Origin of the sequence: Siccirubricoccus deserti, assembly GCF_014283215.1 — a bacterium.
GTDB lineage: Bacteria > Pseudomonadota > Alphaproteobacteria > Acetobacterales > Acetobacteraceae > Siccirubricoccus > Siccirubricoccus deserti.
Map to the genome: position 1 here is coordinate 126,976 of NZ_JACOMF010000008.1, position 13,720 is coordinate 140,695.

Annotated in this window: 11 protein-coding genes; 6 read left to right on the forward strand and 5 right to left on the reverse strand. The window is 70.8% G+C overall.

Annotation, left to right across the window (positions count from 1 at the left end):
- The first annotated feature begins 7 nt into the window (after positions 1-7).
- Together H7965_RS09600 and H7965_RS09605 are read left to right on the forward strand one after the other, a co-directional pair.
- Entirely contained in the window at positions 8-553 is a 546-nt protein-coding gene (locus H7965_RS09600) for an ANTAR domain-containing response regulator (protein ID WP_229682558.1), read from the forward strand.
- Between the two features lie 221 nt (positions 554-774).
- Entirely contained in the window at positions 775-1,893 is a 1,119-nt protein-coding gene (locus tag H7965_RS09605; RefSeq protein WP_186770352.1) for a CmpA/NrtA family ABC transporter substrate-binding protein, read from the forward strand.
- A 3-nt stretch (positions 1,894-1,896) separates the two neighbouring features.
- Here H7965_RS09605 and cnbZ read toward each other — a convergent pair whose 3' ends face one another.
- Positions 1,897-2,652: a 2-amino-5-chloromuconate deaminase CnbZ gene (gene cnbZ / locus H7965_RS09610; protein ID WP_186770353.1), complete on the reverse strand. Its 756-nt coding sequence runs from the start codon at positions 2,650-2,652 to the stop codon at positions 1,897-1,899.
- A gap of 210 nt (positions 2,653-2,862) precedes the next feature.
- Positions 2,863-4,590 (reverse strand): cation:proton antiporter, encoded by a 1,728-nt coding sequence (locus tag H7965_RS09615; protein WP_186770354.1) that lies wholly within the window; start codon positions 4,588-4,590, stop codon positions 2,863-2,865.
- 111 nt (positions 4,591-4,701) lie between these two features.
- Between H7965_RS09615 and H7965_RS09620 the strand changes: the two genes are divergently transcribed.
- The 3 genes from H7965_RS09620 to H7965_RS09630 all read left to right on the forward strand — a co-directional run bounded on the left by H7965_RS09620 (position 4,702) and on the right by H7965_RS09630 (position 7,822).
- Entirely contained in the window at positions 4,702-5,577 is an 876-nt protein-coding gene (locus H7965_RS09620; protein WP_186770355.1) for an MBL fold metallo-hydrolase, read from the forward strand.
- A 3-nt stretch (positions 5,578-5,580) separates the two neighbouring features.
- Positions 5,581-6,540, forward strand: coding sequence for a glutathione S-transferase family protein (locus tag H7965_RS09625; protein ID WP_186770356.1), 960 nt, complete (start codon positions 5,581-5,583; stop codon positions 6,538-6,540).
- A gap of 103 nt (positions 6,541-6,643) precedes the next feature.
- A complete protein-coding gene (locus H7965_RS09630) occupies positions 6,644-7,822 on the forward strand; it encodes an FAD-dependent oxidoreductase (protein WP_186770357.1) in 1,179 nt (392 codons plus the stop codon).
- Between the two features lie 152 nt (positions 7,823-7,974).
- On the opposite strand, the gene H7965_RS09635 is transcribed toward H7965_RS09630, so the two are convergent.
- Genes H7965_RS09635 through H7965_RS09645 form a run of 3 tightly spaced genes read right to left on the reverse strand, consistent with a single transcriptional unit; the run spans position 7,975 to position 12,286 of the window.
- Positions 7,975-9,327 (reverse strand): LLM class flavin-dependent oxidoreductase, encoded by a 1,353-nt coding sequence (locus H7965_RS09635; protein WP_186770358.1) that lies wholly within the window; start codon positions 9,325-9,327, stop codon positions 7,975-7,977.
- Between the two features lie 29 nt (positions 9,328-9,356).
- Positions 9,357-10,922, reverse strand: a complete 1,566-nt coding sequence (locus tag H7965_RS09640) for an ABC transporter substrate-binding protein (protein ID WP_186770359.1) — start codon at positions 10,920-10,922, stop codon at positions 9,357-9,359.
- Between the two features lie 11 nt (positions 10,923-10,933).
- Complete coding sequence (locus tag H7965_RS09645) at positions 10,934-12,286, reverse strand: LLM class flavin-dependent oxidoreductase (protein WP_186770360.1); 1,353 nt, start codon at positions 12,284-12,286, stop codon at positions 10,934-10,936.
- A gap of 115 nt (positions 12,287-12,401) precedes the next feature.
- Between H7965_RS09645 and H7965_RS09650 the strand changes: the two genes are divergently transcribed.
- Positions 12,402-13,718 (forward strand): LLM class flavin-dependent oxidoreductase, encoded by a 1,317-nt coding sequence (locus H7965_RS09650; protein ID WP_186770361.1) that lies wholly within the window; start codon positions 12,402-12,404, stop codon positions 13,716-13,718.
- Positions 13,719-13,720: the final 2 nt, after the last annotated feature.

The following is a 13,720-nucleotide window of genomic DNA, read 5'->3' on the forward strand; positions in this document are numbered from 1 at the left end:
TCTGCTTGTGGACAGTGACCTGGACCGTGCCGCGGCGGTGGAAGAGGGGCTGGCCGCGGCTGGCTGCACCGTCGTCGCCATCGCCGCCGGCGTCGAGGAGCTGACCCGCCGGGTCCGGGATACCGGCGCCGAGGTGATCGTCTGCGGCCTCGATGATCCCTCGCGCGACGAGCTGGAGGGCATGCGGGCGCTGCATCGAGATGAGCCGCGACCGGTGGTGCTGTTTGCCGAGAAGGCCGCGCCGGAGCAGATCGAGGCGGCTCTGGAGGCCGGCGTCGCCGCCTATGTGGTCGAGGGCTTGGCGCCGTCCCGCGTCCGGCCGGTCATCGAGGTGGCGATCCGCCGCTTCCGTGCCCATCAGGCGCTGCGGCGGCAGCTCGCGCTGGCACAGAGCGACCTCGAAGAACGCAAGCTGGTGGATCGCGCCACCGGCGCGCTGATGCAGCGGCACCGGCTCAGCGAGCCGGAGGCGTATCGGCGGCTGCGGCGGATGGCGATGGACCAAGGGCTGCGGCTGGCGGCGGCAGCCACGATGGTGTTGGAGAAAAAATAGGCGAATCGCCTATATTTGGTCCCAACTCATGGCAATTCTGGCGCATTGCCTACGACATCAGCATTTTCCTTGACCCGCTGTCCTTGGCCTGCTGAGGTTCGCATGGCGCGGTGGTGTGCAACGGTGTGCATCACCGCGGGCCCTTGGCCCGCGACGGCGCCCCCTTCCCCGGCGGTCCAATGGCGGTCCGTGTCTGGCCTGATCGCCGGAGGATCGTCCGCGTGCCCGGAGTTCTGGAATCCCCCTCCCGCCTTGCCCTGAAGCGCCCGGTGCTGCGTACCCTGCGGCTCGGCTTCGTGCCGCTGACCGATGCGGCGCCGCTGCTGGTGGCGGAGGAACTCGGGCTGTTCGACGCGGTCGGCTTGCGGGTCGCGCTCTCGGCCTGCACAGGCTGGGCAGCGGTGCGCGACCGGCTGGCCTTCGGCGCGCTGGATGCCGCGCATCTGCAAGGGCCGATGCCGCTGGCACTCGCCGCCGGGCTGGATGGGGTGCAGGCGCAGCTCATCGTCGGTGCCGGGCTTGGCGCCAATGGCAGCACTCTCACCTTGTCGCAGCCGCTGGCCGCGGCGCTCGGCCGCTTCACCCTGCCGCTGGCGGCCGGCGCCTTCGCCGCGCTGCTGCGCCGGCGGGCCGACGCCGGCCAGCCGCCGCCGACCCTGGCAGTGGCCTTCCCCTATTCCACCCACAACTATCTGCTGCGCCACTGGCTGGCCTCGGCCGGGCTCGACCCGGACCGCGACCTGCGGCTGGTGGTGGTGCCGCCGCCGCTGCTGACGCAGCGGCTGCAGGCCGGGCTGATCGACGGCTTCTGCGCCGCCGAGCCCTGGGGCAGCCATGCCGCGGCGCTTGGTATCGGCACCATCGCGCTGTCCTCCGGCGACATCTGGCCGAACCATCCGGAGAAGGTGCTGGCCTTCGCCGCCGATTACGCCGCGCAGGACCCGGAAAGCGCCATCGCCTGCACCGCCGCCATCATCGCCGCGACCCGCTGGCTGGAGGAGCCGGCGAACCAGGCCGCGGCGGTCGCCATGCTGCGCCGCCGCGCCTTCCCCGGTCTGGCCGCCGCCGAGATCGCCGCCGCCTTCGAGGGCATGGCGCAGGGCCTGCCGCTGGCCGCGCCGCTGCGCTTCCGCACCGCCACTTTGCCGCGTCGCGACCAGGCTGCCTGGTTCCTGCGGCAGATGCGCCGCTGGGGGCACCTGCCGGCCGGCGTCTCCGACAGCGCCGCCCTCGCCCCCTGGCGCCAGGACATCTGGCGCGCCGCGGCGACCCGGCTGCGGGAGGTCGAGCCGCCCATCGCCTCCCAGCCGCCGGCCGATCCGCCAGAAGCAGTAGGTTGATCCTCAGCCCGGCAGCACGCGCTCCAGCGGCAGGCCGCGCACATCCATCTCGTACTCCAAGTCGATCACCGGCGGCCGGCAGAAATGCCAGGTCACACCATGCCGCCCGGCGCCTCGCCGCACGATCTCATTGCCGAGGAAGGGGTGGATGTCGTGCACGCTATAGACCTGCACCGCCGTCGCCATCGACCAGGCGCCGCCGAGCGCCTCCATCCGCCGCTCCATCTCGCCGAGCACGAATGCCGCCTTCCGGCGCAGCCCGGCGGGCGAGAGGTCGCCGAGGGCGATGGTCTTCTCGGCGTAGCTGCCCTTGCCCTCGGTGCTCTCGCCGCTGCCGGCGTTGACGAAGCTCGGCGCCGCATCCGCATCGGGGATGGTGTAGCTGAAGGCATGGAAGCCGGGGGCAGCGGGCGGCGCCAGCTCCGGGCAGACGTTGCTGCGGGCGACCGGGTTCGGCCCGGCGGCGAGGATGCCCCATTCGCCCAGCACCTTGGCGTAGCCGAGGTTGAACTCACGGAAGCCGGCTTCGGTGAACTGCCCGGGGGAGCGCAGCTCGCAGGCGCAGAAGGCGGTCAGCGGCCGGCCGATTGCGGTGAGGTAGGCGGCGATGCGGGCGAAGCCCTCGGCCATCGGCACCGGCTCGGCGAAGCGGGCGCGCTCGATGCGGTGGCCGGGCAGCGCGGAGACGCCGCCGGAATACTGGAAGACGGCGGGGATGAAGCGGTAGCCGTCCGCCGGACGCTCAATGGTCTCGTACATGGGTCTCTCCCGGAACGGCGCGGCTCGCGGAGCGGAGGGTCCGGTCGGCTGGCCTGCCTCTCGATCCTGCCATGGTGCCATCGATTCGGCCGCGCGAAACGTCTTCCTGCGCCGGCGATGCCGGGCTTCACGCTGCCGGGCTCCCAGGCCACTCCGCATTCCGCTGCGGCAGGCTGCAACCGCCCGGCGGCGCATGACCGAAGCGGCGTCCTAATCTGCCATAAGTTCGGCCGGCCCGCCGCGCAGCATCTCAATCGTCCGCTGCACCGCCGATGCCTCGACACCGAGGCGCAGCAGGGCGAAATCGGCGATGCCGAGGGCGATCTCCCGCTCTCCCATCACCGCCAGCCCGACCGGATCGTCGCCGGTCAGCGCCGCCATGGCGTCGTCGTCATGCACCCGCGCCGCGACCAGGATGCCGGGGTTGGCCTGGCGGGCGAGCTGCAGCACCTGCTGCGCCAAGGCCGCATCCGGCAGGGCGAGGATCAGCAGCTCCGCCGTGCCGGGCCTCGCCGCCGCCATCACCTCCGGCCGCGAGGCATCGCCCCAGATGGTCGGCAGGCCGGCAGCCATGGCGGCCTCGGCGACCCGGCGGTCGGCTTCCACCACCACCAGCGGCAGGCGGTGGCGCTGCAGCGCGGCCGCCACCACCCGCCCGACCCTGCCATAGCCCACCACGATGGCCTGGCCGGCGCCGATGCTGCCCTCGAGCGGCCGGATCGCCGGCCCCTGCGTCGCCGCCTGCCAGCTGCGGTAGCCCGGCCGCTGGTCGATCCGCGCCGCACACCACAGCAACATCCGCTGCGACAGCGGAGTCAGCAGGATGGCGCCGAAGGCGGCGGCGATGAGCGGCGCGTTCGCCGCCGTCGGCAGCACCCCCTCCATGATCGCCACCTTGCCAAGCAAGAAGGAGAATTCGCCAATCTGCGCCAGCGCCCCGGCGACGATCGCCGCGGTCGCCGTCTCCACCCGCAGCGCCAGCAGCAGCAGGAAGGTCGCCAGACCGGTGCCCAGCAGCACCGCCAGCAGCGCCGCGGCCGAGACCAGCGGAGTCGCCAGCAGCGCGGCCGGGTCCAGCAGCATGCCGACCGAGACGAAGAACAGCGCGGTGAAGACGCGCTGCAGCGGCATGGCCTCGGCCGCCGCCTCGTGCCCGAGGTCGCTCTCGCCGAGCAGCACGCCAGCAAAGAAGGCGCCGAGCGCGAAGGAGACGCCGAACAGCACCGCGGCGCCGAAGGCGACGCCGAGGGCGGCGACGATGACGCCGAGGGTGAACAGCTCCCGCGACCGGCCACGGGCGAGCGCCGTCAGCAGCCAGGGCAGCCCGCGCCGGCCGAGCAGGAAGACGCAGGCGCCGAAGCCGAGCAATTCCAGCACCACCCGGCCCAGCGCCCGCGGCAGATCCGCCAGCCCCGAGGCCGCCGCGGCCGGCACCACCACCAGCGCGATCACCGCCACCAGATCCTGCATCACCAGCCAGCCGAGTGCGATCCGCCCGGCCTGGGTGCTGAGGTGGCCGCTCTGCTCCAGGGTGCGGGTGGCGACCGCGGTGGAGGCGATGGCCAGCACCAGCCCGAAGGCCAGCGCCGGCCCCATTGCGAGGCCAAAGCCGGAGCTGCCCACCAGGGCGCCGAGCGCGGTGCCCACGGCCACCTGGGCCGCGGCGCCGGGCAGGGCGATGCGCCAGACCGCCAGCAGGTCCTGAAGCCGGAAGTGCAGCCCGACGCCGAACAGCAGCAGCGCCACCCCGACCTCCGCCAGCATGGCAGTCAGTTCGGCATCAGCAATGAAGCCCGGGGTATGGGGCCCGACCAGCACGCCTGCGACCAGGTAGCCGAACAGTGGCGGAAGCCGCAGCGCACGCGCCGCCACCCCGAGGCCGAGGGCGAGCGTCAGGGCGACAACCAGCGTCGCGAGCATCGGCGGGACATGGTGCATGGCTCGCTTTTAGCCGTCGCCGGCAACGGCGTCTCCGGCTGGCGTTGGCGCCCGAGGGCGCTACCATACCCGTGGGCGGTCCCGGCGAGGGCCGCGGAGGAGACGACACCAATGGCAAACGGCTTCCAGCTCGGCGACCTCACCATCCATCGCATCATCGAGGAGGAGCGGCCGCTCTTCGATCCGCTGGAGTTCTTGCCCACGCTGACGCCGGAGCTGCTGGCCGAGAACCGCAGCTGGCTGGAGCCGGATGCGATCGACCCCGCCACCGGCAAGCTGCGGCTCTGCATCCAGAGCTACATCGTGCAGACACCGCACCACAACATCCTGGTCGACACCTGCGTCGGCAACCACAAGGAACGGCCGAACCGCCCCTTCTGGCACCAGAAGACCGACGACACCTGGGAGAAGAACCTGGCAGCGGCCGGCTTCTCGGTGAACGACATCGACTACGTGATGTGCACCCATCTGCATGTCGACCATGTTGGCTGGAACACCAAGCTCGAGAATGGCCGCTGGGTGCCGACCTTCCCGAAGGCCCGCTACATCTTCGGCGAGCGCGAATTCGCCTATTGGAACGCCGAGCACGCCAAGGCGCCGAATCCGGTGATCGAGGACAGCGTGCTGCCGATCGTCGCCGCCGGCAGGGCCGACCTGGTCTCGACCGACCATGCGATGAACGACCATGTCCGGCTGACGCCGACGCCCGGCCATACGCCGGACCACTACGCGGTGGAACTGGGCAAGGGCGAAACCATCGCCGTGCTGAGCGGCGATCTGATCCACTCGCCGATCCAGGCCCGCTACCCGGAGCTGTCGATGCGCGCCGACTCCGATCAGGCGCAATCCGCCGTCACCCGGCGGAAATTCCTGGAATGCCATTGCGACACCGGGCGGCTGATGTGCACGGCGCATTTCCCCTCCCCCTCCACCGGGCATTTCACCCGCTGGGGGGACGGCTTCCGCTTCATGCCGACGAAGAGCTGAACCATGGGGGTGATGCGGGACGGCACCTGGCATGCGGTGGAGCCACCCTCGACAGGCGGCGCCTTCGAGCGGCCGGAGACGCGGTTCCGCGAAGTGATCGCGCCCGGCGGGCGGTTTCCGCCGGAGGCCGGGCGCTATCACCTCTATGTCTCGCTGGCCTGCCCATGGGCGCATCGCACGCTGATCTTCCGGGTGCTGAAGCGGCTGCAGGGCATGATCGGCGTCTCCGTCACCCATTGGCTGATGGCCGACGCCGGCTGGAATTTCGCCCCTGGCGAGGGGGTGGTGCCGGATACGGTGAATGGCGTGCAGGCGATGCACGAGCTCTACCGCCTCGCCGACCCGCGCTATTCCGGCCGGGTCACCGTGCCGGTGCTATGGGACCGGGTGCGGCGCACCATCGTGAACAACGAAAGCGCCGAGATCATCCGCATCCTCAACAGCGGCTTCGACGGCATCGGCGCGGCGCCCGGCGACTGGTACCCGGCGGCGCTGCGGCCGGAGATCGAGGCAGTGAACGCGCGGGTCTATGCGACGCTGAACAACGGCGTCTACCGCGCCGGCTTCGCCCGCAGCCAGGCCGCCTACGACGCCGCGGTGCAGCCGCTGTTCGAGACGCTGGACTGGCTGGAGGCGCGGTTGCAGACCCAGCCCTATCTCTGCGGCACGCGCTGCACCGAGGCGGACTGGCGGCTGTTCACCACGCTGATCCGCTTCGATTCCGTCTACCACACACATTTCAAGTGCAACCGCCGCCGGGTGGTGGACTATCCGGCGCTGTGGGACCACACCCGCTCGCTCTACCAGGTGCCGGGGGTGGCGGAGACGGTCGACCTCGGCCACATCACCCGGCACTACTACGGCAGCCACCGCCAGCTGAACCCCTTCGGGATCCTGCCGATCGGGCCCGTGCTCGACCTCGACCGCCCGGGCGGCCGGGTGCCGTCGCTGCCGCCGGGGTGATGCGGCGCGGCGCTATTTGCTACGCTGTCGTCAAGTCTCGCCGCCCAGGCGGTCAGCCGCCAGCGCGGCCGGCCCCTGGCGCGGCCCGGGGGGAGCGCGGCGGGTGAGGATCGGCATCATCGGCACCGGTGTCGCCGGCTGCGTGCTGGCGGAGATGCTGGCGGCGGAGCCCGGCGTCCAGGTCGACGCCTTCGACCTGCGGCCGGCAGAGGCGGTGGCGGCCGCCGGCACCGGCCTCGCCCTCGCGCCGAATGCGCTGAAGGCGTTGCGGCTGCATCTGCCGGCGCGGCATGCGGTGGTGCGGGCGTCGTCGCTGCCCTGGCGCCGCTGGAGCATCGCGACCGCGACCGGGGACCGGCTCTGCGCACTCGACCTGCTCAGCCTGGCCGAGGAGCCAGGCGCCCGGCTTCGCTGGTCCACGCTCTTTCGGCTGGTGCAGGCGCCGCTGGCCGGCCACAGCCGCCATGGCCTGGCATTGGAGAGCCTGGAGGAAGATGCGATCGGCCGCCTCGTCCCGATCCTGCGCACGCCGAGCGGCGCGGTGGTACGGCCCGCCGCCTATGATCTGCTGGTGGCCGATGACGGGCGCCACTCGCGGCTGCGCGCCATCACCGCCGGGCTGGAGCGGCCGCGCCGGCCGGGCGTGGCGCTGACCCGGCTGCTGGTGCCGGATGCCGAGGACTGCCCCTTCGACGATTACGGCCAATGGTTCAACGGCCAGCGGCAGCTGCTGTCCTACCGCCTGCCGGAGGGCGCGGCGCTGATCGCCGGCACGGTGCCGCTGCCGGAGCCGGAGGCCGAGGTGGCCGAGGCCGCCCGCACCGCCGAGCTGCAGCAGCAGCTCTACGCCCCGGCCAGCGCCGCGCCCTGCGAGGCCGTCGCCTGGATGATCGCGGCGTTGCAGCGGCATGTGACGCGGATCCGCTGGGGCTGGATGCAGGAGTCGCCGCTGCGGCGCAGCGCACTCGGCGGACGGGTGCTGTTCCTGGGCGAAGCGGCGCAGGTGATGGTGCCGACCCTTGGCCAGGGCACGAGCCAGGCGATCGAGGATGGCGTCGTCGCCGGGGCGGTGCTGCGGCGTGGCGGCACCACGGAGGATGTCGCCGCCTGGCGCGACGCGCGGGTGGCGTTCGTCCGGCGCTTCAGCCTGGAGGCCTCGGATACGCTGCTCCCGGGCGGCGACCCGGTGGCCGGCAGCATCGCCAAGGGCAGCGGCGCCTTCCGCGAGCGGCTGCAACGCCTCTACACCGATGTGCCGGAGCCCGCAGATTTCAGGGGGTAGGGCGTTCGGCGGGCCGGCGGAGGAAGCGAGAGGTGCCCCTTTGCGCCTCCCTGTCCGTCAGGCGCGGGCTTGACCCGCGCATCCGAATCAGGTCCGGCCATGACGCTGCGGCGGTACGAGGGAGACACTTCCGAAGTGTGCCGGCAATCCGCTCACGCCGGGGCGTAGCGGTTCCGCGGCACCGGGACGCCAAGGTTCTCCCGCAGCGTCTTCCCCTCATAGGCGGTGCGGTAGATGCCGCGGCGCTGCAGCTCCGGCACCACCATATCGACGAAATCTTCGAGCGGCTTCGGGAAATGCGGGAACATCAGGTTGAAGCCGTCGCAGGCGCCGGCCTCCAGCCATTCCTGCATTCGGTCGGCGATCATCGCCGGTGTGCCAACCTGCAACTGGTGGCCGAGCGAGGTGCCGAGATAGCGCGCCACCTGGCGGATACTGAGCTTCTCCTTCCGCGCGAGATCGACGATCAGCTGTTGCCGCGCCTTGGCGGCGTTGCTCGGCGGCAGGGGCGGCAGCGGGCCGTCGATCGGGAAGGCGTGGATGTCGAGGTCGCCGCAGAGCCGCGCCAGCAGCCGCATCGCCGCCTCATCCGAGATCAGCGCCTGCAGCGAGGCCAGTTTTTCCTGCGCCTCCGCCTCGGTGCGGCCCACGATGGTCATCAGCCCCGGCAGGATCTTGACGTCGTCCGGGTGGCGGCCGTGCCGCACCGCCCGCGCCTTGACGTCGTCGTAGAAAGCCTTGCCCTCCTCCAGCACCGTCTGGGCGGTGAAGACCAGGTCGGCGGTGCGCGCCGCCAGCTCCTTCCCCGCCTCCGAGGACCCGGCTTCCGAGACCACCGGCCTGCCCTGCGGGGTGCGCGGCAGGTTGAGCGGGCCGCGCACCTTGAAGTGCTTGCCCTGGTGGTGCTGGAAATGCAGCTTCGTGCCATCGATGTAGGTGCCGCTCGCCTTGTTGCGCAGCAGCGCGCCATCCTCCCAGCTGTCCCAGAGGCTGGTCACTACATCCCAGAATTCGCCGGCCCGCTCGTAGCGCAGCCCGTGTTCCATGTGCCGTTCGGCGCCGAAATTTCCCGCCTCATCCTCGACCTGGGAGGTGACGAGGTTCCACCCTGCCCGGCCGCCGCTGATGTGATCAATGGTGGCGAAGCGGCGGGCGAGGTCGTAGGGCTCGGCATAGGTGGTGGTGGCGGTGGAGACCAGGCCGATGTTCTCCGTCACCGCCGCCAGGGCGGCGATCAGGCTGACCGGCTCCAGATAGACCTGCCGGCTGACCCGCGGCCGCACCGCGCCGGCGCCGTCGAGGTTGGCGCTGCCGCTGACCGCGGCAGTGTCCTGGAAGAAGACGCAATCGATCAGACCGCGCTCGGCGGTCCGGGCCATATGGACGTACCAGGCGAATTCCATGTCGGTCTCCGGCACCGCATCCGGGTGCCGCCAGCCGGCGGAATGGCTGCCGGGCGTGTAGAGGAAGGCCCCGAGCTTCAGCTGCCTGCGTGATCCGCCCATTCCCGCGCCACCTCCTGCCGCCTGCGGCATCATGGCGCCGCCCTGGTGGTGGTGGCCATGGTGAAGCTGTCGGCTCGCGGCACCATGGTCAGCCCTCGGCGGATGCCCCAGGAGGCGCGGACGAAGAAGATCGGCAGCAGCGCCTGCTGGTCCACCGCGTAGCGCGCCGCGGCCTGGATGCCCTTCTCCCGCGCTGCATCGTCGAAGATGCCCTCGGCTTCTGTCAGCAACCGGTCCAACTCCGGGTTGGAGTAGCGGGTGCGGTTCCAGCCGCCATGGCCGAGCTTCGGGTCAATGGTGCGGATCAGGCTGGTGAGCGACTCGCTGGCGATGCCGAGGGTGGAGCCGAACATCGACAGATGCGCCGAGAGCTCCGGCTCGCCGCCCGGCGCCGATTGCGTGCCACGGCGGAAGTAGACTGCGATCGGCAGCGCCTCGATCGAGGCCTTGATGCCGATGGCGGTCAGCATTTGGCCGATCGCCTGGCAAGTGCGGGCATCGCCGGCGAAACGGTCGCTGGTGCATTGCAGGTTGAGGCCGAAGCCCTGCGGGTAGCCCGCCTCGGCCAGCAGCCGGCGGGCCAGGGCGGGGTCGTAGGCGATGGCCGGCGCAGCCGGGTCATGGCCGATCAGCCCCGGGGCCGCCACCTGATAGGCTGGGGTGGCGCCGCCTTCCATGGCGCGCTCGGCCAGCGCCACGCGATTGATGGCGTGGCTCATCGCCTTCCGCACCCGCTGGTCGCGCAGCGGGTTCTGCGGCAGCGGCTGGCCGTCGGCGCCGGTCGCATTGGCGACGCGGGCCGACATGCTGTCCATGTAGAGGTAGTGGGTGAAGATGCTCTCGGTGGAGACCAGCTTCGTCCGGTCGCTCTCCCGCACCCTCGCGTGCAGCCCGGCCGGGACGGTGTCGATCACGTCGACATCCCCGGCGAGCAGCGCGGCGACGCGGGAGCTGTCGTTGGCCATCGCCCGGAAGGTGACGCGAGCCCAGGGCTCCGGCGTGCCACGCCAGGTGCCGGCGCGTTCAAGTACCACCTCGGTGCCGGGGGTCCAGCGCACCCAGCGATAGGGGCCGGTGCCGATGGCGGCGCGGCCGCCGTTGAAATCGGCCTCCGCCGCATCGGTGGCGGCGCGGGCGGAAACCATGCCGATGGAAGCGATGTGGTGCGGCTGCATCGGCGTCGGCACGCGCATGCGAAGGATCAGCCGGCGGGGATCCGGCGTCTCCACGGAGGCAACGTTGCGCACCGCACTGGCATAGGTGCGGGCGCCGGTCACAGTCTGGGCGCGGCGGATGGAGAAGGCGGCATCCTCGCTGGTGAAGGGCGTGCCATCGTGGAAGCGCACGCCTTCCCGCAGGGTGAACTCCCAGGTCAGCTCATCGATGGCGCGCCAGGATTCCGCGAGGCCAGGGACGGGGCGGAGCGTCGGGTTCAAATCGGTCAGCGTCTCGAAGACATGCAGCCCGACATTGCGGTTGGGTGTGTAGGTCAGGTGCGGATCGGCGCTGTCCACCGCCGCCTTCATGCCGATGCGCAGTTCCTGGGCGGCGGCGGGGGTGGCGAGCATCAGCAGGGCGAGCAGTGGGCGTAGCATGGGCGGGGTCCTCATTCGGCCGCGCGCCGCGCGGCGCCGGCGTGGCGGTTGGGGGCGGGCGCGGCGCCGAGGATGGCGCGCAGGGTTCGGCCCTCGTAGGCGGTGCGGTAGAGGCCGCGGCGCTGCAGTTCCGGCACCACCTGGTCGACCACTTCCTCGAGCCCGCCGGGCAGCCAGGGCGGCAGGATGTTGAAGCTGTCCGCGGCACCCTGGGTGAACCACTCCTCCATCGCATCGGCGATGTCGGCGGGGGTGCCGATGATGGTGCGGTGGCCGTTGCCGCCGGCGATGGCGAGGTAGAGCTGGCGGATGGAGAGGTTGTCGCGCCGCGCCATGTCGAGCAGGATCCTAGCCCGGCTCAGCATCCGCGGATTGGTCGGCTCCGGCACCGGACCATCGAGCGGGAAGGCGGAGAGATCACCGAGCGAGCCGGCGATGGCGGCGAGGCCGACCACCGGATGGATCAACTCCTGCAATATCTCGTAGCGGTCATGCGCTTCCTGCCGGGTGCGGCCGGGGATGGCCATGAGGCCGGGCATGATCTTCAGCGCATCGGGGTGGCGGCCGTATTTCGCCATGCGGCTTTTGACCGAGGCGTAGTAGGCCTGCGCATCCTCCAGTGTCTGCGCCGCGGCGTAGACCACATCGGCGGTCGCCGCCGCCAGTTCCCGCCCCGGCTCGGACGCGCCGGCCTGGACGATCACCGGCGCGCCCTGCGGCGTGCGGGCGACGTTGAGCGGGCCGCGTACGGTGAAATGCCTCCCGCGGTGGTTCAGGATGTGCAGCTTCGATGGGTTGAAATTGATTCCCGACGCCTTGTCGCGCAGGAAGGCATCATCCTCCCACGTATCCCACAGGCCGCGCACCACCTCGACGAATTCCGCGGCGCGGTCGTAACGGTGGTCGTAGTCGGGCGGCGCCTCATGACCGAAATTCTGCGCTTCCTGCGCGGTCACCGAGGTGACGACATTCCACCCTGCCCGGCCGCCGCTGATGTGGTCGAGTGAGGCGAATTTGCGGGCGACGTGATAGGGCTCGTTCCAGGTGGTGCTGGCGGTGGCGATCAACCCAATATGCGTCGTCACCATCGCCAGCGCCGAGAGCAGGGTCAGCGGCTCGAACTGCACGTTCTTCGAGGAGCGGGCGAGCGCGCCGGGCGGCTCGTCGTACATCCGGATGCCGACGCCATCGGCCAGGAAGAACATGTCGAACAGGCCGCGTTCGGCCGCCTGTGCGCTGCGGATGAAATGAGCCAACTCCATATTGCCGCCGGGAGAGGCATCCGGGTGCCGCCAGGCGGCGATGTGGTAGCCCATGCCGATCGCCGATACGCCAAGCCTGATCTGCCGTTTCGGCTCGCCCATCCCGCCCTCGCCACCCCTGCTGCGCGCGGGCTAAGATGCAATCCGCATGCCGGCACGGGCAGGCATGCAATTTGCTGCGTCGCCATCCGTTACGACCACCGAGGAGAATTGCCGCATGCCCGAGTATCCCCGCCAGATACATCTCGGCGTCTTCGTACTGGGCACCGGCAACCACATCGCCGGCTGGCGCTACCCCGGCGCGGCGCAGAGCTTCGAGGATCTGTCGGTGGTGCAGGAGATCGCCCGCATCGCCGAGCGGGGCAAGTTCGACCTCATCTTCCTCGGCGACAACCTGGCCAGCGAGCCGGGCATGCACCCAAGCTTCGCCGCGCGCTTCGAGCCGCTGACCATGCTGGCGGCGCTGGCGGCGACGACGACCCATGTCGGCCTCGGCGCCACCGCCTCCACCACCTATGCCGAGCCTTACAACGTGGCGCGGATGTTCGCCTCGCTCGATCATCTGAGCGGCGGCCGCGCGGCGTGGAATGCGGTGACGAGTTCCGGCGGCAAGGCGGCGGAGAATTTCGGCCGCATCCATCCGGAGCATGACGCACGCTACGAGGTCGCCGAGGAGTTCGTCGATGTGGTGCGCGGCCTTTGGGATTGCTGGGATGACGGCGCGGTGGTGCGCAACCACGCCACCGGCCAGTACATCGATCCCGCCAAGGTCCGTCCGCTGAATCACGAAGGCCGCTTCTTCAAGGTGAAGGGACCGCTGCCCACCAGCCGCACGCCACAGGGCCAGCCAATCATCCTGCAGGCGGGCTCGTCGGAGCCCGGGCTGAACCTCGCCGCCCGCACCGCCGATGTGGTCTTCGCCGTGGTGCAGGATCTGGAGGAGGCGAAGCAGGGCTATGTCGCGCTGAAGTCGCGCATGCCGCGCTTCGGCCGGGAGCCCTGGGAGATTGCGGTGCTGCCCGGCGTCATGCCGGTGGTGGGCCGCACCGAGGCCGAGGCGCGGGCCACGCTGAACACGCTGCAATCCTTCGTGAACCCGGCGAATGCGCGGGCCATGCTGTCCTCGCGCATGGGCATGGATGTCGCCGGCCTGCCGCTGGACGAGTTGGTGCCGAAGGACTTCCCCCTGCCCGATACCTCGCACGGCTTCGCCAAGGCGATGCTGGCCAAGGCCTGGCGCGAGCGCATGACCTGGCGCGACATGCTCAACCTGGCCGGCGCGGCGCGCGGCCATTGGGTGATCTGCGGAACGCCGGTGCAGATCGCCGACACGCTGCAGGAATGGTTCGAGGCCCATGCCTGCGACGGCTTCAACATCCTGCCGCCCTATTTCCCCGGCGGCTTCGACGATTTCGTCGACCTCGTCGTGCCGATCCTGCAGGAGCGCGGCCTCTATCGTGCCGACTACACCGGCACGACCTTGCGGGAGCATCTCGGCCTGGAACGGCCGCGCAGCCGGTTGTTTCACGACTGACC